This is a genomic window from Aquamicrobium segne, from assembly GCF_042656785.1.
GTDB classification, from domain to species: domain Bacteria; phylum Pseudomonadota; class Alphaproteobacteria; order Rhizobiales; family Rhizobiaceae; genus Mesorhizobium; species Mesorhizobium segne.
This window is the reverse complement of the sequence record NZ_JBHSLL010000008.1, coordinates 1-24,013: the sequence shown is the minus strand read 5'-3', so window position 1 is coordinate 24,013 and position 24,013 is coordinate 1. Positions and strand designations below refer to the sequence as shown.

Below are 24,013 nucleotides of genomic sequence, written 5' to 3'. Positions count from 1 at the left end.
GATCACCGCGCAGGCGCAGCCAAGCGGCCGCACGCTTGCGTAGCGGACCCCTCGCGGGTTGATCGTGGAAGATCCGGGACCGGACCAGGAATGCCATCACCAACAGAGCGGGATTGGGCGGCTTCTGGATACAGCGTCAGTTTCGAGGCATCTAAACGCAGCATAGCTCTGGTGGCGCAGTAGCGGTCCCAGCGTCACGATACCGTTCACTCCGTGCAAGCTGGAAGGGTGGGAGAACCCCGCGTGCGCCGGATGGGCTGTTGCTTGAGGTGCGCTGGCAAAACAATGCTTCCCAGCTGCACGCTGGTCAAGCAATAGCGAAACGCCGATCAGCGAGAAAGAGGCTCGGCCATGAGTTCAGCAAAGGCGATGTCTAATGCCCGAGAACTTTCTCCATCGCGTTCGGCTGGTCGTGCATGGCCAGCTTGTCCATGATGGTGGCGCTGGCGTCGTTGAGCCCAACCACCTCGACATCCGTGCCGGCCTTGCGGAATTTGAGGACAGCCTTGTCGATCGCGTTGACGCCGGTCAGGTCCCAGATATGGGCGCTGCCGACATCGATCGTGACGTCATCCAGAGGCTCGGTGAAGTCGAAGGCGGCCAGAAAATCGTCCGCCGAGGCGAAGAAAATCTGGCCCTCGACGCGATAGCGCCGATGCCTGCTGTCTTGCGACAGCGTCGAGGTGACGCGGAAGATCTGCGCCACCTTCCAGGCAAAGAAGATGCCTGACAGCAGCACGCCGACACCGACGCCGAGCGCCAGGTTCTGCGTGCCGACGACAGTTATGACGGTCGCGAGCATGACAAGACTCGACCGGCGGGGATGGTGACGAAGATCGGCGAGCGAGGTCCAGCTGAAGGTGCCGATCGACACCATGATCATGATGGCGACGAGGGCCGGCATCGGGATAAACCCGACCAGATCACCGAGGACCATCAGCAGGAACAGAAGGAAAGCACCCGCGGTGAACGTCGAAAGCCGTGTGCGGCCGCCCGACCTCACATTGATCACCGATTGACCGATCATGGCGCAGCCGGCCATGCCGCCGAAGAAGCCGCTGGCGATATTGGCGATACCCTGGCCGATGCTTTCGCGGTTCTTGTCGCTGTCGGTATCGGTCATCTGGTCGACAATGGACGCGGTCAACAGGCTTTCCAGCAGGCCGACGGCCGCCACGGCGATCGATGTCGGCAGGATGATCCACAAGGTTTCGAGATTGAGCGGGACGTCGGGAAAAAGAAGGACGGGGAGGACGTCCGGCAATTCGCCGAGATCAGCGACCGTGCGGATGTCGACGCCCAGCGTGATCGCCAGCGCGGTCAGGACGAGAATGCAGACCAGTGGTGATGGAATCTTCGTGGTCAGAAGCGGGAACAGATAGATGATGGCGAGGCCTGCTGCGATCAGCACATAGGTTTCCCACGTCACCCCGATCAGTTCGGACAGCTGCGCCATGAAGATCAGGATGGCGAGCGCGTTGACGAAGCCCGTCATCACCGAACGCGAGACGAAGCGCATAATGGTGCCGACGCGCAGCCAGCCCGCGATGATCTGGATGACGCCGGCGAGGATGGTGGCGGCCAGAAGATATTGCAGGCCATGCTCGCGGACGAGCGCGCCGAACAGCACCGCCGTTGCGGCGGTGGCAGCCGAAATCATCGCGGGGCGGCCGCCGGCGAAGGAAATGACGATGGCGATGATCACCGAGGCATAGAGCCCGACGCGCGGGTCGACACCGGCGATGATGGAAAAGCCGATGGCTTCGGGGATCAGGGCAAGCGCGACGACGATACCGGCAAGGATGTCGGCACGAATGTTGGAAAACCAGTTACGGCGGATCGTTTCAGCAGAAAACATTGACACACAATTTGCAGCCCTACCGGATCGCGCTGGCGCGCCGGATTGTCTGGCTGAGCTTTATTTTGAGTGTCCGGCGGATCGGCGGCCGGAGGAGCCACCCGGAATTTCACCGGGTCCAAGGTGAGTGCTACGCCTTTGCCATATCGCCACCATGCTGGCAAGCCACGGGAAATGGCGAGAGAGCGGGCGGATCATCGATACTCGTGGATTGGACGCCCGCGGCTTCGTTCAAACCGCGTGGGACCCCTCAATGAAGAGATGAACCAGGCGCTGCCGCTGAATGTCGACAAGGGGGTGGAAAGGCGACCGGCGGCTTTCGTCACCAACAAGGTATAGGCGGATATTCAAATGCCGGATGGCAGCTCATCTGCCGCGTTCAGCCCATACCGCTGACGACTTCCGCCAGTATCTGGGTTGGCGGAAGCCGAAATGCTTTGAAGCCAACGTTGCCGTCGCCGGGCTGGCTGCTCTGGCAATTCCAAGGGGACCCGCCTCGGTTATCACTGGCGCAGCTCCGCGCTCCTGGGACCAAATCATGCCAATCCAGGTTCACGCAGCACTACCAGAATGGCCGAAAATCAGGCTGCGCCGGACATCAACTTCATTGGAGGTTGGTTGCACAACAGACTGTTCACTTCGGCTCTAGCGACCGAGCCCTATCGTTGCTGCTAGGTATTAGACAACCTGTCAACGTGAGACGGTAGTAATGGAAATAGCGATATTGCACGTGGGGGAGGCACCCAGGCAGCTAAGGGAACAGCATGGCCGGTTTCCGAGCTGGTTTCAGGATTCGATCAATGCCATTGATCCGGATATCCGGTGGCGGGAAATTCGCGTGATAGATGGAGAACTTTTACCCGAGCCGCGTGATTTGGACGCAATTGCTATTACTGGCTCAGTTTTTGGCGTCCATGATCGCACTCCATGGATCGATCGTCTTTGCACGTTTGTAGCCGATGCTTTCAACGCGAAGAAAAAAATGGTTGGCATATGTTTCGGCCATCAGTTGATGGCTCATGTCCTTGGCGGCACGGTCGGCAGATCGCCAGGTGGCTGGGGCATCGGCCTCCATCGGTATGAGCTAACCGGGGGCGAGCATCTGTTCCCCGATGGAATCAGCAGCATTGCTGTGCCAGTCAGCCATCAGGACCAAGTCACCGCGCCCCCTGCGGATAGCCAAGTGCTGCTACGATCTTCCTTCACGCCTTATGCGGGGTTGCTGTATGGCAATGGGGTTGGATTGTCAGTTCAAGGCCATCCAGAATTCAACAAGTCGATCGCTAAACTTTTTGCTGAGTTGCGACGCGGCAATCCCTTGCCCGATGACGTGGTGAACCGCGCTGTCGCGGGGTTAGATGCTCCGAATGATAATTTGGCATTGGTTAAAGGGATGGTGCGGTTTCTGAGAGCAGCTGAAACAGGGGCTCATCGACGAGGCCAGCATCGTCATGACGCCTGTGGCAGATGGGTCGACTGAACCCACTTCCCTGTTCGACGGCAACCCGAAATACAACGCGGTCGACCCCGTCGGATTCGAACTGATCGACACGTAGAAACTGACGGATGGCAGCGTGTGGCTGCGCTACAACGTGAAATAGTGCGATCAGAGCCGCGTTGATGCGCTAACTTCCGTTGTTGGCCTTTGACAACCATCGACTTCGAAGAGCGTGAAGAAGGAGCGGGGTAGATCCCCGCTCCAATGCCGGCTTCAGCCGAACGCAGCCATCTGCATTTCGGCAGCCTTGCGATCGACGGTCTGGCCGGGGTTCTCGATGGCCCGCTCAAAGGGCTTCCAGCGCTCGCCGACGACATGCTCGTAAGCGGCGACCGCGCCCTCCGCCGCCATGCGCAGCACGTGCGACTGAAGGCACATATCGGCGGCGAACTCACGCTTGCGCTGCGCGGCGCTGTCGAAACCGGCGGGACCTTCGAGGTCCTCGTCGCGCATGTCGTTGGCGGATTTGGCCGTGGCGTCACGCGCTTCGCTGACCGCCCGGCTGTAGAACTGGCCGGCGCCATGGGCCGACCCGACATAGGAACCGACAATGCGCTGGAGGTGAATTTGCATCGCCCGCTCACCGACGCCTTCGCTCATCGCTTCAGCAGTCTCGACGATCAGTCGCTGATGAAGGTCGCGTATGCCATCGCTGTCGAGAATGGCCAGGCCGAAAGTTTCGGCAATCTGGGTGGCCAGGGATGCGTCCGGGCAGCAGAGCCGGATCATTTCGAGCGTCGTGCCCTTGCGATTGACGGTTGCGCTGGCGGATTTCCGGGGAGTGCGAGAGGTCTTGGTCATGGGATGGTCCTTCCTTCAGTTCCGAAGGCTCCGACCGGCCCTTGCCGGTCTTCCCTTCGGGTGCGGTCAGGAAAAGCCGGCGACAGACGGGGCTTCAGGGTCCGGGAGCACCAGGGGCGAGCAAGGCAGGTTTGCGGTCAAGCAGGGCATCAGCCCTCGCGCGGGACGCGGGCCTGCCTTGTCGAGACCGGCGATCTCCGGCCGCCACGCGGCGCGGAACGCGGCCTTGAAGCCCACGTCCGCCGGTTTAGGACCGCAGCACAACCCGAGGGGATGACCCGGCAGAGAACGTCTGGATCGTCGAGTGAAAGAGAAGGATCGGCCGGTGACTGTCAGCGCGCCCCGAACCGCTCAACCCAAGCCCGCGACCGGAACATAAGCTCGAACGGACCCGTTCTGAGCAGCGTTACGTGCGCCGTTTGCCTGGATTATTGACAAAAATCACACTGGCGACAGCGCCGCGCGGCCATGAGTAATGCCATGGCGACTGCATCTGCGACAATGCAACCGGGAATGGAGGCGCGCCACAGAGGTCGCAATATCCTCCGCTTGGAGGTGTTCATATCGGGGCGCTTCCGGCAACAGGCGTGCGATATGGGGAGCTTGAAGGAGCTGGCAGCCAACAATGCTGATCCTGCCTACCGAATTCGTGCGCAAGCGCCGAGCCTGACGGTATCAGGCCGGCTGGCTTGACCGGGCCCAGACTTCGGGACGCCACTGGGCGATAATCGCCTCGATCTCGGCACGATGTTCGGTCGGGTAGGTCGCGTTGCTTTGGCGCGCGAGCCAGGAAAAGACCGTTGTCATGTCGGTGGCGATCCTGGGATCAACGGCGAACAGGTCGGTGATATCGAACCCGCCCAGGCTCTCCGCGTTCCACCATGCCAAAATGAAATTGGCCACCCGGCGAGCCTGGTGGGTGTCGCTCTTGGCCAGGGTCAGGAGTCGCTGCAAAGCGGCCCAGGTCGGCTCGTCCACGTCCGCTCCTCAAGGATTTCGATCAAACTAGCTCAACAGCGAACCGATTGCACGGTTTACTCGCCTTCGAACCCTTACACATCTCAAGGACACCGGCAGTGAGTGTGGCGCGTCGCGATCGACATGAAGATCGTTCGTGCGGTGCCCGCACCAGCGTCCGGCTGGTGACGTTGGTTGGGACAGGATATACGTGTGACGGGATAGTCCGGGTCCGGTTTGGTCGCATCGATGGCAGCGGCACCTCATCGGTCGGCTGCTGTAGTCTGCTCTCGCCGCGTAACTTCGAAGAGCATCGCGAGCTTCGGCAACTGTATCGAAGCCCATGACGCCACAATCGTCGTAGATAAAATGGCCCGGACGAAGCGTTATGATGATGCCGTTGCCGATATCTCGCTCATCATCCCAATGTTCGACAAGCGGATGACGAAGGCCGGGTCGTGCCGCGCGTTTCACGGCTTTTCCTCCCCATCGCCATCTTCACCGACTCCCTCGACAGACGAGATGGTCGCCTCGTAAGCGCGAGTACGATGCGTTCGCAGTCGACGTCGAACTGCGCGATACGGGTCCGCGAGCCTCCGACGAGGGTCCCGATGTGCCGCTCTTTGCCAGGGGCCATGTAAAAGAGATTCCGCCGTGCGCTGTCCACCGTCGAGGTGGCGACGTAGCAGCCTGCGGAAAGATCTCCCGGTTTGCTCATTGCATTTCTCCCCGCCGAGCGGAAAGCACGGCATCGGCACGCGCGATCGCGGCCAGTGCCCGTGGCAACCAGTCTTCGAACTCATCACGAGACAGACCCTGTGGCCGAGCCCGTTCCTGGAGAAGCGCAAGCAGCTCACCGAATATATCGGCCTTGCGCTGTACGGTTTCGTCGAAGCAATTCGGCACGAGGATTGCCGGACCGGAATTGGCCGCGGGGCTCAGCCAAATGCCGGTGATATAGGTCTCACCGATGGTCTCATAGTCGCAGCCGTCGCCGTCCCAATCCTCATCTTCGAGGGCCAGACGACATACCGCCTCAGGGGTTGAAGCCTCAAAGGTCCGCTGACGAAAATGGGGAAAACGATAGGTGGTTTCGATCGTATAGAGCGGCATCGCGCCTCCTTTGATAATGATGCCTGGAAATCAGGCCGCCAGTGACCAGATCGGATCCCGCCCTGCGATCAGCATCGCGATGGCGCGGTCCTGCCGCGCGAGCTTGCGCGACAGGGCATCGATTTCGGGCTGGCGTTCGGCGGTGAGTGCGGCCAGGGTCGAGCGATAGCGCTCAAGGAACCCGGTGGGTTCAGGGGCTTTTCCACGCCGATAACCGGAATGCTTGCGACCGATAGTGGGGATCAGCTGAGCCATGCGCCGCCAGATCTGGCGCTCGATCATGTCGAGCTGGTGCCGGGTCTGACGGCGAGCTTCTTGCATGCACAACAGCCGCCGTTGCAGTTTGGCAGGGCAAGCCATCAGGACGCCCTCCTTTGCCAGCCGATGAAACTCGACGGGCCGTCGTAGACAGCGTGACGATCGGGATCGATGACGAAACCAAACTGCCCAATATCGTATTCGATGGACGGAACGAGGAAACGCTGTTCCTCAGCCCCCTCCCCGCGCCTGCCGCCGATTGTTGCGACCACCTCGACGAAGCCTTTCGACTGATCGGACGTGATGGCAGATCTCACGATCCAGTCGGCAGCATGCTCGGCCTCGAAGGCACGCTGATCCTTCGTGCGGGATTCGCCGGGGACAAGAATACTACCGGTGATCGCCTCCCAGGCATCGGGCCATGAATCCTTGATGGTGCGCTCGGCGTGACGGCGCTCGAAACCAGTGAACAGATGCGGAAACGTCAGCGCAACGATCGCCCATTCGGCATCTTCCTCGTACCAGCCACCAGGAGACCGCAACATCGGATGGACCTTGCGGTTTCGCTCTGCCGATAGCTTGAAGCCGCCATGCCCGGCCGTCGAGTGCGCGGTCACGCCCTCGGCATAGACGGTGGCTCCCTGCGAGGGTCCCCATGGAGTATTGGCGGACGAACGAATATCCTGTCGAGCGAGGGCGCGTTTTTCCCGCTGGTGTTCGGCGTTCTCCATGACCTTCGCGCGGAATGCCGTCTCATCGACAAGTTCACCCGAATGGCCATAAAAATCTGATCGCGTCCATTCCGGGATCGGACAGCTGATGCGCCAGCCGGTGGCGAGGTAACATTTCCCTTCGCGGCCCGGGACCATGGCGAAGGCTGTGTCACCAACCAATGCGACCGGCATGCCGTCGGCGCTGCGGCCAAATGAAACCCCCGGAAAGCCGGGGGTCTCGTTGTCACGGATGCCACAGGAAAGAGTGTTCATGCCACTGACCTCCCCTCGACGACATCGCCCGCGAGTTCGTCGGCTGTGACTTCGTCCAGCACGGCGCGAGGATAGCCGTGGCGCGACAGCCATTCTTCCGCATCGGCGCGATGAGCCGCGAGATAGACAAGCTCCGCGCCGTCGCCTTCCCGGTTGAACACCCGCACCGAACCGAGTGCAGGACGTTCGAGGACGGAGAAGCGCAGCGTCGAGTCAGTCGAAAAAGTGCGATGGACGCGGATGGCGATGACGCCACCCGCGCCATGATCGGCTTCGTGTAGCGTAAAATCCCCCGGCAGGGAGGTATCGCCGACAGCGCGGTGCTCCTGCTTGCGGATAAGACGGCCACTGCTGTTGTTGCTCTTCCACGCCGAAAGCTTTTTGCGATGGCGTTCGGGCGGTCGCGGCATGCCGTCAGACCAGGCGATGATGGATCCGATGGGCGCTTGGAAAACGAGATGTGCGGACATGATGTCCTCCATATTTGTGAAGCTGGAAACGAAATCGCCGCCGGTGGTGAGCCGGCGGCGGGATTGCGATCGGAAAGATGAAGCGAGGGACTGCTATTCGGCGGCTTCGCGGAAGCCTTCATCGTAGTCACTGGCGTCGCGGCCCTGTGCCTGGCCCTCGGCGGCATCTCCGTCGAGCGTGACGGGCTCGGACCCACTCTCATCCTCGGGCTCTTCTGAAACCTCGTTCTTCCTCAGCCAGGCTGAGAGCTTTTCGGGATCGGGTGCAAACAGCGCCGCCTGATGAACGAAACGTTCTTGCCTGAAATGCTCGACGAGAGCTGCGCGCGTGTCCTTCACCCGCTGGCGCGGCAGGACCGAAGTGTCCTTGCATGAGGCTTCAAGCGCCGGACGCGACAGGCACGACAGGAATTCGTCCGTGCCCATATTCGGCAGATAGTTGTCAGCACCGATGACATTGCCGGCGACACGGGCGATGACGCCGCTGGCCGATCGGTTTTCGCGGCAAGACAGGACGTCGATCAGCAGGGACCTCACGGCGGCACGCAGCGTCTCCATGTCGAACTCGAGCTTGCCGTCCTGGTCGAACAGGCGCGCGGCGTGTTCTCCCAGACCCGCAGCGCCATAATAGGAGACGTCGCGTGTTCCGGAGGCGACCGAGACGTTCTGGCCGGCAAAAGCCAGAACCAGCAGCGCCATCAGCGTGTCGTCCTCGATCGGGGCGCGCGACAGCGCCTCGTGCAAGGCGTCGGTGCGCAGGTCGCCAATCATCTCCATGCCCTTGCGCGTGACATCCGGCCGGGTGTTGACGATCGGTGCATCGTCATCACCAGTCGGCTGCGCGCCATTGCCACCCTTGGGCTTCTTCGCCTCGGGCATACGGTAGGCCACCGACTGCACCTTGCCGTCACGGTCGAGATACATGGCGGTGTGGTCGGATCTGGTCGCCTTGCCGTAAACGCGTTCCGCCTTGGGCGGCAGTTTCGGCTCGCCCCATTGGCCGGCCTCGACGATTGATCCCCGCTTGGGCAGGTTCTGCGTCATCCATTCCTGCTGGGCGCCGAGAAACGCCTCGACATCTATCGTGTAGCGGCTGTCCTCATCGGCTGGAGCGAACAAATCCTCGACCCAGGCAATGCCGTAAGCCTGCGCCAGATCATCACCGAAGCTCGCATCGCGGGCATACATGCGCGTCTTCTGAAGCCCCTGGGCGACGCTCCACCACGACACCTGAGGATCAGCCTTTGACGGCTTGTGTTTCTTCCACACTTGCCTTTGCTCATCGAGAGCGGCCGATGCGATGGTGCGCAGTTGTCCCTCGTTGGGCATGTCGCCCTTGGCCATATGATCGAGCATGGCCGGCAGTACATTGGCCAGAAGCCGCAGTTTCCGGATCTGGCGTACCGGAAGAGCCAGAGCGATAGCGATCGCCTCTTCGGTCCAGTCGGCGGCAATCAGCCGTTCGATCGCACGCCACAGATCGACAGGATTCAGTTGCTCATGCGCAAGGGTCGTCACCAGCGAGCGCATCGCGCCGCCATCATCGGCACGTTCGATCACCAGCACCGCGATCTCTTCCAGCCCTGCGGCGACGGCCTGCTTGACGCGGCGATGACCGGCATCGATGACAAAGCCGTTGCCGCCATCCGCCTCTGCCGAAACAACTGGCGGCTGCACAATGCCGACGGCGCGGATCGTCGCCAGAAGCAGCGCGTCAGCCTGCGGGTTCGACTTTGAACGCCGCGCCTTGTCGGGATTTTCCTTCAGTGCACGCGGATCGACAAACTTCAGTTCCATGGGAATGCTCCTGTTCAGGGATCACGGCCTCACGCCGGTCCTTTTTCGTCTTCTTCCCGAAGACATCCCCCGGCCCGCGGAGCGGACGGGCCGGTGCAATTGCGGACGAGCATCCCTGTCCGGCTGGCCGAGCGGGGCTTAAAGCCCTGCGCAGGACGACGGGCCGGGATCGCGATGGCGGCGATTGAGCGCTAGCGTCAGCGGCCCGCCCGATCTGCGAGCTGGATTTTCCTTTCCTCCCTCGTCCTCCTTTTCACTTCAAATCTCTATATATGACAGCAATATACAAGCATGACCGATTGGAAACGGATTGTCGGCTTCGGCTGGGCCGCGGGCAATGCGCGCAAAAGGCGTAGAAAAGCACGATGTCAGCCAGGCAGAAGCCGAACAGGTGTTTTTCAACAAGCCGCTGCTGACAGTTTTGGACACAAAGCACAGCGCCAGCGAGCCGCGCATCCATGCTCTCGGGCGCACCGACAAAGGAGACGTGGCGAAATCGGCCTAGCATATTATAGATGACCTTCGGTATCGGTGCTCATCCAAGTCCGGCCACCCCGAATGTAAACGCGACGGTGAGCATATGATGACCAGCGCTGTTGACGCTTCGCATTGCGAAATCAGAATCCTGGCTCCGAAACAACTGGAGCGAGCGACGACTGTGTTGGCCAACGGCATGCTGGACAATCCGTTGCACGTGGCCGCGTTCGGCGACGACCCGGTTCGAAGACATCGACGGCTGAAGCGCTTCCTTGGCCAATTAACAGCCTACGTACTGGCGAATGGGTGGCTTCTTGGCGCATACGTGGACGAGGAACTGGTTGGCGTCCTGGGGATGATGGAGCCCAGCCGCTGCCGTCCAGGCCTTGTGGAAAAATTGAGCTTCGCCGGCGTGGTTATCGCAAGCAACCCACCTGCCAACGCGGCGCGCATCGGGCGCTGGCTGACTGCATGGGCGCGCAACGACCCCGACGAGCCCCATTGGCACATCGGCCCGCTGGCGGTGGTGCCGACACAGCGCAGGCAAGGTCTCGGGCGGCGTTTGATGTCGCATTGCTGCGCGCGGATCGACGAGCGCTCGGCTCCGGCGTACCTTGAGACCGACCTAGCCATTAACGTCGCATTTTACGGGACACTCGGCTTCGAGGTGGTCAAGCGCCAGGCCATCCTTGGAGTGCAAAACTGGTTCATGGTCCGTCCGCCGCGCGCCGAAGCGCCGTATGAGGCGTCTGGTTCTGCCTTGGGAGCACAGAGGTGGCCTTCAAGGAGATTCACTAAAGGCCTCGTCAAGAATAGGGAGCAGGAGATGTCGAGGAAAAGGCCTATCGCCGGGCGGTCGGAAGACCCGTCGGTGTTGGAGGAACAGTTGCAAGAGGGTCTGGAAGATACTTTTCCGGCCAGCGACCCTGTTTCCGTCACCTCGATCCTGATTAGTGGAACAGGAAATGGACCAAGCGGAAAGAAGCCCCACCCAACTGAAGGTAGACCCTCCTCCGGCACTCATATCTCCTGACCGATCGTCTGGCAGGAGAGACAGGGCAAGCGCTCCGGAACGCCCGGACACAAAAATACGTCGTGAAGAACACGTTCAGGTTCGACATCTGCCACCGATCTTCCCACCCAAGCTGGCTGGGCTCACGCCGTCGGCATGCGCAATATCGGCTTGACCACCGCACCCGTTCTCGAATCTTCAAGAGCCTCCTCGATCTGGTCCATGTCGTAGAATTTCACCAAGCGGTCGAAGGGAAAGCGCCCCTGTTCGAACAGGTCAACCAGCGCAGGTATCAGTTGACCGGACCGGCCGCCGCCGCCCAGTACACCGCTGACGCGTTTGCCCCAGAGCGTGGAGAGATGGTCGAGCGAGAACCGTGCATTGGCGGGAGCCCCGCCAACCAGCACCAGATGACCCAGCATCCCTACGGTTTCGGCGAGTTGCTCGATCACCTGGATCACACCAGTGCAGTCGAAGGCGAAGTCGACGGTGCTGCCAGTTATAGCGCGCACCTCTGCAATCAGATCCTTCTTTGCCGAGTTCACAACGTGGGTGGCGCCAAATTCTTTCGCCAGTTCAAGGCGGCTGTCGTGAACGTCAGCAGCAATGATCCGCGTCACGCCTGAGTTCCGCGCCGCCATGATCGCCGCCAGACCCACGGCGCCCACACCAACGATCAGCACTGAATCCCCCAACCTGGGCCTCGCCTCGTTCAGGACCGCTCCTGCACCGGTCCCCAGGCCACAGGCCAAAGGTCCGAGTAATTCGAGAGGCACCTCGGCCGGAGCCTTCACCAGAGCATCAGCCGACACGATTGAATGGGTGGCAAAGGACGACTGGCCGAAGAAATGGCCGTTGATCGGTTTGCCCTTGCGGGAATAAGCGGTGGTGCCAGCCTGTTCCCCCTTGAACCTGCGCCCCGACACCAGCGCCTGACCGGTCCTGAGACAATAGCGCGGCTCTCCGTCCAGACAGTTGCGGCAGGTTCCGCATGACGGCCACCCAATGATGACCTTGTCGCCCGGCACAACTTCTGTGACTCCAGGACCCACCTGCTCGACCACACCTGCGCCTTCATGGCCAAGTACGCTCGGGAAAGGCATTGGCATGTCGCCGGCCCGTGTGATTGCATCGGTATGGCAGACGCCGCAGGCGACGATTCGCACCAAAGCCTCGCCGCGGCCGGGCTCTTCCAGATCGAGTTCCTGTAGAATGAAGGGGCCGTCCTTCTGCTCCACGACCAAAGCCTTGATCTTCATGCTGTCCTCCATGGCTGCTATCGGCATGTTACACTATCCGCCTGGAGGCACCACAGTGGCGCCATCGATCCTTCATCTGCCCAACCTGCCCACACGGCGAAAGTGGCCGACGAGGGTATGCCCGACCTGCAAGCAGGTATTTCATTTCCTTCTTTTTCTTCTGGAAAAACATTGCAACGGCAGGAATCACACTTTGACGTCTGTGACGCGATGAACCTGCCAGAGTCCCACCAACCCCTTCACACCGGCAGCTTGATAAGGATAGCACCCAGTGCTATATATTTGACATGACCGAAGCTGCGGAAACCGCGCGGGCCTTCAAGACCGCATGGTTCACCAGGGCGGCACGCAAGGCGCGCATCAAGGATAGCGAACTGTGCGAGGCGTTTCGGGAAATCATGAAGGGCCAGGCCGACGATCTGGGTGGCGGTGTTTTCAAGAAGCGCCTGAACAGGAACATGCACCGAAGCATCATTCTCGCAAAAGGTGGGCGCTATTGGATATACGCATATTTGTTTGCGAAGAAGGATCGGGCCAATATCGAAGACGATGAACTGGAGGATTTCCGCACCCTGGCCAGGAGCTATGCGACATTGGAAGAAGAGCAGATCGCGCAGCTTCTGAAGGCCAAAGATCTAACGGAGATATGTCATGGCGACGAAAACCAGATTCAAAAGTGATCTTTCCGAGGCGATCCATTCGTCCGCAGCCATGCTGCACAAGGTTGGCGCTCTCGACAAGACAACCATGCGCACCTTCGACGAGCGCCATCTCGACATGCCGGATGCAATCGAGCCAGCTGAGATCAAGCAGCTTCGCGAAGCCAATAATGTCAGCCAACCGGTATTTGCCCGTTATCTCAACACGAGCGAGAGCACGATTGAGAAATGGGAAACCGGAGCCAAGCGGCCAAGCGGCATGGCTCTGAAGCTGCTGACTGTCGTCCAGAAACACGGCCTGAAAATCCTCGCCTGAACTTCAGGGTGATGCGCGCTCTTCGGGAGGCAGCGCTTTGGATGATCCGGCTCTGTCTCGACGCTGCAATAGCGTTGTTTCAGTTATTGCGCTCCAACCGGGCGACCGCTTCGCCAGCAGGTGTTGCTCCATCAGTCAGTTCCAGAACTTCCCGTCGGACTTGCGGGCGCTCGATCAGTTCTGCAAGAACTCTAGCGACGTTGCCACGGGCGACATCACCATAGGGGACGGCCAGACCGAGCGTGACCTCGCCGCTTCCATCCGCATGGAGCAGCGTGCCCGGACGCAGAATGACCCAGTCGAGATCGGAGGCGGCGACCGCGACATCGGCGCGTTTCTTTTCAGCCATGTAGTGCTCGAAGCGGTCATTTCGGTCACGCCGGCGGCCGGCCTCGGGGAAAGCGGACACGAGATAAAAGCGTGAAATCCCAAACTTGTTTGCAGCCGCGATCGTTTTGATCGGCCCATCACCATCGATCGCCGTCGTGCGGTCAAGGCCACTTCCGGCGGCTCCCGCTGAAAAAACGATCACATCGCAGCCTTTGGCGGCGACAACAAGATCATCGACCGTCATATCGATGATGTCACCCAGTACCGGAATGCCGCCTGCCCTGGCGATTTCCGCCAATTGTTCGGGTTTACGATGCAGGCCGACGACCTCATGGCCCTTCGCGTGCAGCATGGGCAGCAGGCGGTGACCGACACCGCCTGTCGCTCCGATTAAGAATATCTTCATGGTCGCTTCCCCTGGATTTCTGTATGGACCGACCAATGCCGAACCCTTCTCATGAGGGATAGATAGCATATCCGATCAGGCTGCGATTGCGGCCGGGTTGCTCCCGCCATCGATATCCGTCGCCAGAGCTTCCTCAACCTCGGCAAGTTGCCGGCGCTTTTCCGCCAATTCTCCAGCAAAGGCGAAATCCCCGCCTTCGCCACGCGACTGGTAAGAGGTCATCCTGCGACGTGCATCGGCAAGGCGTTGGCGATAGCGCTCCCGCTCGCCTTCGAAACCATCGAGCGCATGTTCAAGACGGGAAATCGCGCCGAGCGGCGTGACGGTCATCGCAAGCTCAATCTCGTGTTCCGCGTCGGTCCGCAGCAGCGCCGTGGAATAGCGGTAACCGTCCTTGCCGAAGCGTTCCCCGGAATACTCAAGCTCGAAGCCGCCGATCGAAGCGATGATGCAATCGCTGTTGTGCTGTAGCTGAACGAGGGTCATGATCTCCTTCATGAGCGCCCTGCCCGCTTCCTTGCGCCCCCGATAGGCTTTGCCCATCACATTCATGGCGAACGCATTCCCGGCTGTTGGAGCCAAGCGCTCGATATCCTGACCGACCTCGGCCATCCGCGTCGTGGAATATTCCATGTCGCGCTCGGCGTCGCGAAGCTGCCTGCGAACGGCATGTTGATCATCGATATGGGCGGCCCGCAGGCGCTCCAGCCGGGCAATATCGGCTTCGAGCCCCGCCTTTTGCATCAGGCGTTGATCGCCGGATGCGATGGCCTTGGCCATGGCAAACTGGCTTGCGGCCCCTTCGCCCATATCCTCCAGCCGGCGGATCGAGGTGTCGCCGGAAAGTGCGGCCGCGATGAACCGGGCCTTGCGCTCGTTGTTTTGCCACATGGTGGCGTCAAGCGAGCCCTCGGTGGCATAGGCGAAGATGTCAACTTCGTCATGCTGGTTGCCCTGCCGGACAATGCGGCCCTCACGCTGCTCGATCTGTGACGGCAGCCAGGGCACATCGAGGTGATGCAGCGTCTTCAGGCGAAGCTGGGCATTGACGCCAGTGCCCATGGTTTCCGACGATCCTATCAGGAAGCGGACTTTGCCGGCGCGGACGTCACCGAACAGCCGCTGCTTGGCCTCCGACTTCCTGTAATCCTGCATGAAGGCGATTTCGGACGCGGGCACGCCGAGCCGGATCAGTTCGTCGCGAATCCAGCGATAGGCCGAGAAGCCGCGCGTCTTCTCGACATTGATCGTGCCGAGATCGGAAAAGATCATCTGTGCGGCGCCGGTCAGCTCAAACGGCTTGCCGTCCGGCCGGCGGTACGCATTTCCGCTGGTCTCGCGCCAGATACGCAAGGCATTCGCGATGAGATTGTTGAGCTTGTTATCGGACTCGTTGTCGTTATCGGCATCGACCAGACGCAGATCGATCGCTGCATGACGTCCATCGGTGATGACGGAGAGCAGGATATCGTCACCGGGTTCGGGCGGCCGGTCGCGTTCCTCGATCGCCTTGATGCGCGCATCCAGTACCATTTGGTAGTGTTTGAACGCTTGCGTGGGTTTCGAGGTGATGATCTGGCGCTTGCCGGTCGCGATCATCGGCACCTTCACATATTCACGCAGATCCGCAGGCATCACGACATCCGCGAAAGACCGGAACATCGCAATCAGCTCGGGCACGTTGACGAAGCTGGCGAAACGCGAAACCGGCTTATATTTACCGGACGGCTGAAGCTCCAGTTCGGTGGTCGTATCACCGAAGGTCGACGCCCAGGCGTCGAACTCGTGCAGGCCGCGCTCCATCAGGGCGGCATGATCCATGAGCCGCTGCACGGTAAACATTTCGCCAAGCGTGTTGGTGATCGGCGTCCCGGAAGCCAGCACGAGCGCCCTGCCCGGGTTCTTCGTGTCGATAAAGCGGGATTTGACGTAGAGATCCCATGCCCGCTGCGACCCGTTGGGATCGACACCTTTGAGCGTCGACATATTGGTGGCAAAGGAAAGTTTGCGAAACTCCTGCGCCTCGTCGACGATGATCTGGTCGACACCGATCTCGGCTATTGTCAGCAGATCGTCCTTTCGGGTCGAGAGCGCCTCCAGCCGTTCCTGCAAACCCTCTTTCAACCGCTCGAGACGCTTGCGCGAAACACGGTCCTCGTCCTCGACCTTCAAAAACAGGCTTTCGTAGAGCTCCAGCTCATCATGGATCATCTGTTGTTCGAAGGTGGAGGGAACGCCGATGAAGCGGAAGGCTGAATGGGTGATGATGATGGCGTCCCAGGTCCCCGTCGCCGCCCGGGACAGGAACCGGACGCGCTTGTCCTTGGTAAAGTTCGTCTCATCGGCGACCAGGATGCGGGCGTTTGGATAAAGCGCCAGAAACTCACGCGCGACCTGTGCCAGGCAGTGCCCGGGAACCGTGAGCATTGCCTTGGAGATCAGGCCCAATCGGCGCTGTTCCATGATCGCGGCTGCCATCGTCATCGTCTTGCCGGCTCCGACGGCATGGGCGAGATAGGTCGCGCCATCCGAGATGATGCGCCAGATGCCGCGTTTCTGGTGGCCATAAAGAACAAAGGCGCCGGAGGCGCCTGGGAGTTGGAGATGCGATCCGTCGAACTTTCGCGGGGCGATGTTGTTGAAGCGGTCATTATAGACCCGCGCCAAGCGATCGGTACGATCTGGATCCGACCAGATCCAGTTCTGGAAGGCGGTCTTGATCTTGTGAAGCTTCTCCTTGGCTGCCTCGGTATCAACGACATTGAGAACGCGTTTCTCACTGTCGCCATCCTTCACCGTGTCGAAGATCTGCGGCACACGGCTGTTCAAGGCGTCCGCCAGCAATTCGCCGGCATGGCGACGGTCTGTTCCCCATTCAGACGTACCAACGGCAAGATAGCCGAGTTGCCGCGCTTCGACAGTCCACGACGCCAGTTCCGGCATATGGTGGATCCTGATATCCGCATTCATCATCTCCTTGACGAAAGCAACGACATCGGCGGCAGGAATCCACGGCGCACCGAGACGCGCGGTGATATCGGAAGGGCGAAGATCGGCGGGCTGCACGGCGATGAGTGCTGCGACATTGCGCTCATAGGCGGGATCGAGCGCAGCAGCGGCTTCCGCCAGCTTCAGCTTGTCACGGACATGGCCAGACAGATAGGCGTCAGCCATCTGCCATGTACCATCGGCGGGGTTCTGGTAAATGGCGCTGCCCAGTTCTGCGACGACATCGTCCGGATCGCGATGCAGTAACTCAGCGATATGATCGGTATCGACGTAGCCGTGTTCGTTGAGAACGACCGCGAGCGCGTCGGCGGCGCTGGTGATGATCGGCGCGGCCGGTGGCGAGATTACGCGTTCGGTGAAGATCGGACCGGGTTTGGCCGTATCGGTCTCCAGATCATAGTCTTCGATTGAGGCGACCAGCCAACAATCAGGATCATCAAGGAATGGCTGAAGGTTGGGACGCCGGTGGTTCTCGTGCGTCTCGCCGTCCGGAGATTCCGTGATCGAAACCCTGGTGTGGTTGATCGGGCCGAAGTCGCGAACGAAGCTGGACCATGCGATGCGCAGCCTGACCTGGCTATCCCTCCACGGCCGATCCAGTTCCTGCGCTTTCAGGACTTCGCGCACCGCATCGCGGATCGGGATCAGTTTGCGGATGATGCGGACATGTTTCTCCGGAACACCATCGCCACTCCTCCCCTTCCGCACCGTGACCGCAACAGGCTCGCCATCAATGAGCTGCATCAGCCCGCGAGAATTGTCGAAGAAGAAGCTGCCTTCGCGGACATGAGCGTAGATCGGAAGATCGACAGGGATATTGTCAACGGCATCCTCAAGTTCCAAATCGATCCCGGTCGGCTCACCGTCGTAGAAGGCTTCCGGAAGGAGAGTGACGGCAGCGGTCAGGGCAGTTTCGAGATCTACATCCTTGCGCGGCAGGCATGTGTAAGTTTCACCGAAAGGTCCCGAAGTCAGAGCATGTTCCCCGAGCACGAAATCGGGACGGCGCGCGAACCAGCGGTTGATGCGGATCGCGCCTTCATCTTCCGTCGTGGGCCGGATTTCGTCGGTGTCGAGCCAGGTCTGATCTCCCTCCGGCTCGCCTGCCTTGCGCTTGCGGAAGAACAGGATGTCGACGACCACGTCGGTGCCGGCCTCCGACCGGAAGCTGCCTTCGGGCAGACGGATCGCGGCGATGAGGTCGGCCGACTTCGCGATATGCTCGCGCGCCGTGCAGTCGGCCTTGTCCAACGTCCGGGAACTGGTGACGAAGGCAGCCAGGGCGCCCGGCTTCAGCAGATCGATCGACCGCGCAATGAAATAATCATGGAGCCTGAGCCCGAGCGATCGATAGGCGCGATCTGATCGAACGGTGCGATCCGAGAATGGCGGATTGCCGATGGCGAGGTCGAAGGTTGCCGGCAGGTCGGTCCGGGCGAAGTCTCCAGTGACGATACGGGCACGCGGCTGCAACAGGCGGGCGATGCGTGCAGTGACAGGATCGAGCTCGACGCCGGTGACGTGGGACACTGCACGCAGGCCTTCCGGGATGAGCGCCGGAAACAGCCCGGTGCCTATGCCGGGCTCCAGCACACGTCCGCCCCGCCAGCCGAGGCGCTGGAGCCCTGCCCAGATCGCCTTTACGATGAACTCCGGCGTAAAATGCGCATACTGGGTACAACGCGCAAGCGAGGCGTAGTCGGCCTCTTCGACCGCATCCTCCAGCGCCGTACCGATCTCGTCCCAGCCCTTGCGGAACTCGATCTCGCCAGGCCGGCGGAAGACGCCGTTGGCCAGATCGGAGGCGCCGAAGCCGGTGAAGCGGATCAGGTTTTCCTGCTCCTCGCCCGTAGCGGGACGTTCTTCGACTTCGATCTCGGCGGCAAGCCGAATCGCGACGATATTGTCCCGCGCCCTTTCCTTCCAGCCCTGTGCAAGACCACGGCTGTCGGCGAGATAGTAGTTTTCGCCTCGCGCGACGCGGCCCGGCGATCCGGCTTTGCGATCCTCCGGCATCGCCAGAGCGACAGGCGTTGGCGAAGCCGGATCGGGATCATCGTCATCTTCGGGTGTGAGACTGCTCCCAAAGCCTGTGACGCCGAGACCGAGACCGGACGAAAGGGCTGTGTTGCCGAAAAGATCGATGGTGAAAGGATCATGCGACATGATGAAATTCCTGGATTCCGGGCGAGCACAAGCGCACGGACGCCATTGGCGGCCGCGTGCAAGGCTCGCGGGTTGAAAAGGGTCAGCGGGTGATCAGGGATAGCGCGAGCTGGCGTTCCGTGAGCTGCACAAACAGATGCGTGCAGCCGAAATTCCGGTCGAAGCGCGGGATCAAATCCGCAGCGTCTATGAATTCGACACTGTCGTCACCGCCAAAATGGCGGCGCTTGTAGTCGTACCAGTCGGGATTTCCCAGCGGGTGGCACTCGTCGGAGTAAACCAAGAGAGGACGCTCGCCCGCGGCAAGTTTTCCATTCGACATCAAATAGACCCCCTCATCGCCAACCAGCCACAAGCCGGGCTTTTCGCCCTCGCCGGGACGGGTGCCGTAATAGGGATTGCGGAAGCCGCCATTGGCGGCGGCGTCTTCAACGCCGCGCGCGATGACCTTGCGGACGGCGAGATTGGGAAAGGTGAACATCGCCCCCTCCTCACGCTGCAACGGCCGGAGGAAGATGCCGCAGATGCACAGGCAGTTTGGCCGCGATTTCCTCGTCGGTAAGGGCTTCGAGCAGCTTCAGCACGGTCCCGCGCCGGCCGCCCCAATAAAGCACCGTGCGCTTTCCGCGATGTTCCTGAGGCCAGCGCTCGCCGGCATAGCCGCGATATTCATCATGGGTGCTGGACCAGATATGCTCGATCCGTTCCTCGCGGATCATGGCGCGCACCGGTCGGGATTCCCGTTCGGCGATTGCCGCGCGCATGCGGTCGGCTGATCCCCTCTCGGCGAGGTCACAATAGGCGTGGAAGTACCGAATGTGACCGTCAATATTCAGCTCGTAAAAGACGCTGGTAATGCGGTCCGTGAGAAACTCGCGCATAGCGAACATCCCGTTCCGCATGAACAGCGGCGGCAAGACGTTGAACATGTAATCATGCTCCACCTTGGCGATCTCGAACCATTCACCACAGAACAGGGCGCTATCGTCGTTCTCCCAGCGATTGGGTCGCTGGGCATGGCGATCGAACATGCGAAACATTTGCCGGCGGTCGGCGACGCCCTGATAGATCTTGCGGATTGGAGAAGCGGGGGTCATTGGCGGGCTCCTTCTGGCCTCGTCGAGCCGGAGAGCGGCGCAGCCTCGTGGATGCCCATCACTTTCAGCCCTTCTGACCCCTTTCCACGGCCGCCTCTCCGTCCGGCCGGGTCAAGGGCCGGCGCAAGCCGGGCGCAGCTTCACCCTTGACGCGGCTGGCGGCATGCGGCAGCCGATTTCATCCCAGTTCTTTCTTCCACTCCTTCTTCTTTTCCCTCCGCAGTGCCGGCAGGCGCTACCAGTCATGGTGGGGCAGTGCATCGATCTGGTCGCCGTCGCAGTCCAGCAGGACATAATCGCAGCGCTTCTTTCGAGCCCAGATCATGACGGCGTACAGATCATCCGGAATCCGGTCCTTGCCGGTTCCGCAATTCTCGTCATGGGCATAGACGAACCAGCCATAATCGCCGTATCGGCCACCAAGGCACGGCCATTGGTCGACCGGGACACCATCGAGAAGCTTTGCCGTCGCCTCGGTGACATGGCCGGTGGAGATGACGATGAACCGGCGAACATCAAGCGACGACATGGGTCTTCTCCATGACGTCTAGGGTGATCGGGGCATCGAGCCCGAGCTTGCGCGGCGAGGTCGCCTGCAGCATCCAGCGCTCGCCCTTGATCCGGCGCAGGAACTCCGTCGCCGGCGGAACGCGTCCAAGGACTTCCTGAACATGGCGTTCGGCGACCATACGCGTCGGGGTCATCCACCCGGCGCCATGGTGGATGACGGGTCCGAACCTCGCCTCCGCCTCGAAAACACCGAAAGCGTGATGGCGAAACATCAGATGCGCCGTGTCTTCACTCCAGGGCGCTGTCGCCAGGAACCAGCGATGGAGCGGCAGGAAATCTTCAGCCTCACCACCAAAACGCATGACGCTCGCCTGGGCCAGATCTTCCGCGTCCGGCAGCGAGGCAGGCAGCCAGTCAGGCGCGTCGAAGCCGACGAGCCAGTCACACGCGGAAATAATGCGTGGACAGTCTTCTTCCAGGTGCTGGACACCAAGCGTCATGGTGTCGACGTCGACGGCATCGGAATTGCGGATATCGGCCCCGAAATGTGCTGTCGCCTCGGCGACGCCTTCGAGGTGATGGCGTAGCGCACGATGGGTAAACCTACACAAAAGCGACTTGCTGGCGTCGAACCAGCTGTGCAGTTCGAAATAGTCCTGCCAGACGCCGCCATGGATGCGGGCTGACGAACGCGCGTGATCATAGGGATGCATGACATGCTCTCCTTCATGGTGATGATTGGAATGGAAGTGGTTGTGACGCGATCAGCGGGACGAGGTGTCGAGATGAGCGAGCGTCGCATCGAAGGCCGCCGGCAATTCTGATGCCGCGCACCAAGCGTCGAAATCCGCCGGTGTCCCGCGTGGGAGAAGCGGCAGATAGAACGGAAAGGCTTTCCGGGCGTGATCGAGCGACAGCGCCTCGCTGTTCCAGGTCCCGTCCCAGACGTCACGCATCTTCTTGCGATAGTGGGCGAGGCGGGCGGCATTGACCGGATGGTCGCCATTGCGCACATCCCGCAGAAAAGCACGCAGCGGATCATGAAGATGGGCCGGCGGCGTCGAATTGCGGTAGGCCTTGAACTGGCCGACCGCGAGCGCCAATACGCCGAGGTCTGGGCCGAGCGTCAGTTCCAGCGTCGCTATCCGCTTGCCGTTTTCCCGCAATGACAGGATTTGCGTATCTCCGCGACGGCAGATTGCGTAATAGCCACCGACGCAGTGGTCGAGCAAACGACCCTCTTCGACCAGATCCGCCGCCGACGACAGGACAACGAGTTCATGGCTGCCGCAGGCAGAGCGCCAGGGCGCGCACAATTCCGGCCAGCCCGGCCGCTCGGCCGTGTGTTCATGGCGCAGGGCCGAGAGCGTCGCGACGCGGCGATGCCACAGGCCGACAGCTTCCTGGAATGCTTTCGGCTTGCGCGGTCCGATGATCGCATGCCGCAGCGCAGCGATCATTCGCTGGCGCACCAGCCCGCCACCTTTTCTGACGTCGATCTCGATGCTCCTGGCGAAGGAGACCATCTGGCGGGATGGCGCGAAACCTCCGAGGCGGATGCGCTCGGCGACCATCGGCCGAAGCAAGTCTTCGCGCATGGCGTTGATGGCGTCGGTTATGCCATCCTTGTAGAACCCGAAATAATCGGGCCTCACGACATGCTGGCGGGGTTCTTTCACCCAGGGCGAGCCTGTCCATGCATCGGCTTCGTCAGGCCTTCCTCCGCCCGGCCATTCATGAAGCGGCGTTTCATGGGTCTTGAGTTCCTCGATGGCGACATGAAAATCGGTCGGATTCTCGATCGAGTGGCGAAGGTGGCGCCCGTTGCGCAAGGAGCGCAATTCGGCGGCGTTCAAACCATGGCGTTCCATGAGAACGGCGGCAAGAGGAAGCCCGGCGTCGATAATGCCGGTGACGTCCTCCTCGCGCAGAGCGCCGGACAACGCGCCGTAAACGGACATCGCCTGCCGACGGCGCGTGAGCACTACGGCACGCTCCTCCCGGCCGCTCGTTTCCGGAGCCAGCAGCCAGGCGGCGACCGCGTTGAGACCATGACGCAGGAAAACGCCATCGGGCAGATCGCGCGCCAGTATGGTGCCCATGTGGGTCTGGGCGAGCGTACGGGCGCGTTCCGAAAGGGCCTTGATCGCCGTTGCAATGATCCCGGCGGCCGCCGTCAGATCCTGCCAGTTGGCGTTGCTCGACAGGAGCGCAACGCCCATATCCGAAAACCCGTGATCTTCAGCCCAGTCACCGAAGGCGGGACTGCTTTCGGGCCGTGCGGAAGATGCATGACTCGTTGCATTGTCTGCGATCATTTGGACCAGCTCGGCGGCGAGCGGATCTTTTTTTACTGATGGTGTTGTGCGGACATCGGCATCCAGACGCCCCTCGATGGCGCGGACCGTCATCCTGACCTCTGCCAGCGCCACGATAGTGGCAAAGGCCGAAAGTTGGGCCGGGCATTCCCTGATCCAGGGACAGGCAGCGACGATCTGGCTGCTGGCGATGGTCTTCAACTGGGACCAGGATCGGGTGCTCATGGCGCAACCTCCCCGACCAGAACCTCAATCGCGAGTGCGAGCGGACCATCGTCCTCATCGTCGATCGGATCATCATCGACAAACTCGTCTTCGTCGTCATCGCCATAATCACCGTCTTCGCGATAGGACATATCGCACTCGATGGTCAGCTCTTCCTCGTTCTCGAAAGGACGGACATAGACGGTGCCGTATCCGCCCTCATTATTGACCCAGTCGCCCTCGGGCGCATCGGCGACGATGTTTTCAAGCAGTTCCGGCAAGTGCCGGATTTCGCCGCGGTCGCTGATGAAGATGGGTATGTCCGGCAGATCATGCGCCAGCGGGTCGTCACTGTAGGTGACGCGTTCAAGTGTCGTTTCACCAGAATCGCCACCACCACTGAGCGAATATTCGATCTCGGTGATCTGAAGGGCGCGCAGGATCGCACCCAGCCTCTCCGCCATTTCCATTGTCTTGTCCTTCCCTAAGGCGTTGAACACACCTTCGGGCGG

Annotated in this window: 22 protein-coding genes and 1 other annotated feature; of the genes, 5 read left to right on the top strand and 17 right to left on the bottom strand. The window is 60.9% G+C overall.

The window, feature by feature from the left end; translation table 11 throughout:
- Positions 1-373: 373 nt before the first annotated feature.
- Positions 374-1,858, bottom strand: coding sequence for a SulP family inorganic anion transporter (locus ACFPLB_RS01800; protein WP_378227539.1), 1,485 nt, complete (start codon positions 1,856-1,858; stop codon positions 374-376).
- 67 nt (positions 1,859-1,925) lie between these two features.
- Positions 1,926-1,981 (bottom strand) — a sequence feature (sul1 is cis-regulatory element that is thought to sense ions involved in sulfur or methionine metabolism; They are found in Alphaproteobacteria).
- 586 nt (positions 1,982-2,567) lie between these two features.
- On the opposite strand from ACFPLB_RS01800, the gene ACFPLB_RS01795 reads away from it, so the two are divergent.
- Positions 2,568-3,338, top strand: a complete 771-nt coding sequence (locus ACFPLB_RS01795; RefSeq protein WP_378227538.1) for a type 1 glutamine amidotransferase — start codon at positions 2,568-2,570, stop codon at positions 3,336-3,338.
- A 231-nt stretch (positions 3,339-3,569) separates the two neighbouring features.
- Here the strand turns inward: ACFPLB_RS01795 and ACFPLB_RS01790 are convergent, their stop codons facing one another.
- From ACFPLB_RS01790 to ACFPLB_RS01760, 7 genes are all read right to left on the bottom strand, one after another.
- Positions 3,570-4,157, bottom strand: a complete 588-nt coding sequence (locus ACFPLB_RS01790) for a hypothetical protein (protein ID WP_378227537.1) — start codon at positions 4,155-4,157, stop codon at positions 3,570-3,572.
- A gap of 675 nt (positions 4,158-4,832) precedes the next feature.
- Positions 4,833-5,135: a DUF7673 family protein gene (locus ACFPLB_RS01785; RefSeq protein ID WP_378227536.1), complete on the bottom strand. Its 303-nt coding sequence runs from the start codon at positions 5,133-5,135 to the stop codon at positions 4,833-4,835.
- A gap of 693 nt (positions 5,136-5,828) precedes the next feature.
- Positions 5,829-6,227, bottom strand: coding sequence for a hypothetical protein (locus ACFPLB_RS01780; protein WP_378227535.1), 399 nt, complete (start codon positions 6,225-6,227; stop codon positions 5,829-5,831).
- Positions 6,228-6,257: 30 nt separating this feature from the next.
- Entirely contained in the window at positions 6,258-6,587 is a 330-nt protein-coding gene (locus tag ACFPLB_RS01775) for a hypothetical protein (protein WP_378227534.1), read from the bottom strand.
- A complete protein-coding gene (locus tag ACFPLB_RS01770) occupies positions 6,587-7,471 on the bottom strand; it encodes a DUF7007 domain-containing protein (protein ID WP_378227533.1) in 885 nt (294 codons plus the stop codon). Before ACFPLB_RS01770 ends, ACFPLB_RS01775 begins: the two co-directional genes overlap by 1 nt.
- On the bottom strand, positions 7,468-7,941 hold the full coding sequence (locus tag ACFPLB_RS01765) for a hypothetical protein (RefSeq protein ID WP_378227532.1): 474 nt from the start codon (positions 7,939-7,941) through the stop codon (positions 7,468-7,470). The genes ACFPLB_RS01770 and ACFPLB_RS01765 overlap by 4 nt, the downstream gene beginning before the upstream one ends.
- 93 nt (positions 7,942-8,034) lie before the next feature.
- The gene (locus tag ACFPLB_RS01760) at positions 8,035-9,738 is read right to left on the bottom strand and encodes a ParB N-terminal domain-containing protein (protein ID WP_378227531.1); all 1,704 of its coding nucleotides are present in this window, start codon (positions 9,736-9,738) and stop codon (positions 8,035-8,037) included.
- 337 nt (positions 9,739-10,075) lie between these two features.
- Between ACFPLB_RS01760 and ACFPLB_RS01755 the strand changes: the two genes are divergently transcribed.
- Together ACFPLB_RS01755 and ACFPLB_RS01750 are read left to right on the top strand one after the other, a co-directional pair.
- A complete protein-coding gene (locus ACFPLB_RS01755; protein WP_340040326.1) occupies positions 10,076-10,243 on the top strand; it encodes a BrnT family toxin in 168 nt (55 codons plus the stop codon).
- Between the two features lie 75 nt (positions 10,244-10,318).
- Positions 10,319-11,248, top strand: a complete 930-nt coding sequence (locus tag ACFPLB_RS01750; protein WP_378227530.1) for a GNAT family N-acetyltransferase — start codon at positions 10,319-10,321, stop codon at positions 11,246-11,248.
- A 122-nt stretch (positions 11,249-11,370) separates the two neighbouring features.
- Here ACFPLB_RS01750 and ACFPLB_RS01745 read toward each other — a convergent pair whose 3' ends face one another.
- The gene (locus ACFPLB_RS01745; protein ID WP_378227529.1) at positions 11,371-12,486 is read right to left on the bottom strand and encodes an NAD(P)-dependent alcohol dehydrogenase; all 1,116 of its coding nucleotides are present in this window, start codon (positions 12,484-12,486) and stop codon (positions 11,371-11,373) included.
- A 287-nt stretch (positions 12,487-12,773) separates the two neighbouring features.
- On the opposite strand from ACFPLB_RS01745, the gene ACFPLB_RS01740 reads away from it, so the two are divergent.
- The gene (locus ACFPLB_RS01740; RefSeq protein ID WP_035031757.1) at positions 12,774-13,166 is read left to right on the top strand and encodes a type II toxin-antitoxin system RelE/ParE family toxin; all 393 of its coding nucleotides are present in this window, start codon (positions 12,774-12,776) and stop codon (positions 13,164-13,166) included.
- Positions 13,138-13,461, top strand: a complete 324-nt coding sequence (locus ACFPLB_RS01735) for a helix-turn-helix domain-containing protein (RefSeq protein ID WP_035031743.1) — start codon at positions 13,138-13,140, stop codon at positions 13,459-13,461. Before ACFPLB_RS01740 ends, ACFPLB_RS01735 begins: the two co-directional genes overlap by 29 nt.
- Before the next feature lie 79 nt (positions 13,462-13,540).
- Here ACFPLB_RS01735 and ACFPLB_RS01730 read toward each other — a convergent pair whose 3' ends face one another.
- From ACFPLB_RS01730 to ACFPLB_RS01695, 8 genes are all read right to left on the bottom strand, one after another.
- Positions 13,541-14,197: an NAD(P)H-binding protein gene (locus tag ACFPLB_RS01730; protein WP_378227528.1), complete on the bottom strand. Its 657-nt coding sequence runs from the start codon at positions 14,195-14,197 to the stop codon at positions 13,541-13,543.
- A 75-nt stretch (positions 14,198-14,272) separates the two neighbouring features.
- Positions 14,273-19,372 (bottom strand): helicase-related protein, encoded by a 5,100-nt coding sequence (locus ACFPLB_RS01725; RefSeq protein ID WP_378227526.1) that lies wholly within the window; start codon positions 19,370-19,372, stop codon positions 14,273-14,275.
- Positions 19,373-19,454: 82 nt separating this feature from the next.
- Complete coding sequence (locus tag ACFPLB_RS01720; RefSeq protein WP_378227525.1) at positions 19,455-19,853, bottom strand: DUF3085 domain-containing protein; 399 nt, start codon at positions 19,851-19,853, stop codon at positions 19,455-19,457.
- Between the two features lie 10 nt (positions 19,854-19,863).
- Positions 19,864-20,469 (bottom strand): DUF1419 domain-containing protein, encoded by a 606-nt coding sequence (locus ACFPLB_RS01715; RefSeq protein ID WP_378227523.1) that lies wholly within the window; start codon positions 20,467-20,469, stop codon positions 19,864-19,866.
- Between the two features lie 235 nt (positions 20,470-20,704).
- Entirely contained in the window at positions 20,705-20,998 is a 294-nt protein-coding gene (locus tag ACFPLB_RS01710; protein WP_239801950.1) for a DUF5983 family protein, read from the bottom strand.
- Complete coding sequence (locus tag ACFPLB_RS01705; RefSeq protein WP_378227521.1) at positions 20,985-21,692, bottom strand: DUF6915 family protein; 708 nt, start codon at positions 21,690-21,692, stop codon at positions 20,985-20,987. Before ACFPLB_RS01705 ends, ACFPLB_RS01710 begins: the two co-directional genes overlap by 14 nt.
- Before the next feature lie 51 nt (positions 21,693-21,743).
- Positions 21,744-23,522 (bottom strand): PcfJ domain-containing protein, encoded by a 1,779-nt coding sequence (locus tag ACFPLB_RS01700; protein WP_378227520.1) that lies wholly within the window; start codon positions 23,520-23,522, stop codon positions 21,744-21,746.
- On the bottom strand, positions 23,519-24,013 hold a 495-nt coding region (locus ACFPLB_RS01695; RefSeq protein WP_378227519.1), incomplete at its 5' end, for a hypothetical protein. The genes ACFPLB_RS01695 and ACFPLB_RS01700, both read right to left, overlap by 4 nt.

Coding starts and splice junctions, on each gene's coding strand:
- ACFPLB_RS01700 (WP_378227520.1), bottom strand. CDS start 23,522: ATGAGCACCCGATCCTGGTCCCAGTTGAAGACCATCGCCAGCAGCCAG.
- ACFPLB_RS01735 (WP_035031743.1), top strand. CDS start 13,138: ATGGCGACGAAAACCAGATTCAAAAGTGATCTTTCCGAGGCGATCCAT.
- ACFPLB_RS01760 (WP_378227531.1), bottom strand. CDS start 9,738: ATGGAACTGAAGTTTGTCGATCCGCGTGCACTGAAGGAAAATCCCGAC.
- ACFPLB_RS01725 (WP_378227526.1), bottom strand. CDS start 19,372: ATGTCGCATGATCCTTTCACCATCGATCTTTTCGGCAACACAGCCCTT.
- ACFPLB_RS01775 (WP_378227534.1), bottom strand. CDS start 6,587: ATGGCTTGCCCTGCCAAACTGCAACGGCGGCTGTTGTGCATGCAAGAA.
- ACFPLB_RS01720 (WP_378227525.1), bottom strand. CDS start 19,853: ATGTTCACCTTTCCCAATCTCGCCGTCCGCAAGGTCATCGCGCGCGGC.
- ACFPLB_RS01755 (WP_340040326.1), top strand. CDS start 10,076: ATGCGCGCAAAAGGCGTAGAAAAGCACGATGTCAGCCAGGCAGAAGCC.
- ACFPLB_RS01765 (WP_378227532.1), bottom strand. CDS start 7,941: ATGTCCGCACATCTCGTTTTCCAAGCGCCCATCGGATCCATCATCGCC.
- ACFPLB_RS01705 (WP_378227521.1), bottom strand. CDS start 21,692: ATGCATCCCTATGATCACGCGCGTTCGTCAGCCCGCATCCATGGCGGC.
- ACFPLB_RS01715 (WP_378227523.1), bottom strand. CDS start 20,469: ATGACCCCCGCTTCTCCAATCCGCAAGATCTATCAGGGCGTCGCCGAC.
- ACFPLB_RS01745 (WP_378227529.1), bottom strand. CDS start 12,486: ATGAAGATCAAGGCTTTGGTCGTGGAGCAGAAGGACGGCCCCTTCATT.
- ACFPLB_RS01730 (WP_378227528.1), bottom strand. CDS start 14,197: ATGAAGATATTCTTAATCGGAGCGACAGGCGGTGTCGGTCACCGCCTG.
- ACFPLB_RS01790 (WP_378227537.1), bottom strand. CDS start 4,157: ATGACCAAGACCTCTCGCACTCCCCGGAAATCCGCCAGCGCAACCGTC.
- ACFPLB_RS01800 (WP_378227539.1), bottom strand. CDS start 1,858: ATGTTTTCTGCTGAAACGATCCGCCGTAACTGGTTTTCCAACATTCGT.
- ACFPLB_RS01750 (WP_378227530.1), top strand. CDS start 10,319: ATGATGACCAGCGCTGTTGACGCTTCGCATTGCGAAATCAGAATCCTG.
- ACFPLB_RS01740 (WP_035031757.1), top strand. CDS start 12,774: ATGACCGAAGCTGCGGAAACCGCGCGGGCCTTCAAGACCGCATGGTTC.
- ACFPLB_RS01770 (WP_378227533.1), bottom strand. CDS start 7,471: ATGAACACTCTTTCCTGTGGCATCCGTGACAACGAGACCCCCGGCTTT.
- ACFPLB_RS01780 (WP_378227535.1), bottom strand. CDS start 6,227: ATGCCGCTCTATACGATCGAAACCACCTATCGTTTTCCCCATTTTCGT.
- ACFPLB_RS01795 (WP_378227538.1), top strand. CDS start 2,568: ATGGAAATAGCGATATTGCACGTGGGGGAGGCACCCAGGCAGCTAAGG.
- ACFPLB_RS01710 (WP_239801950.1), bottom strand. CDS start 20,998: ATGTCGTCGCTTGATGTTCGCCGGTTCATCGTCATCTCCACCGGCCAT.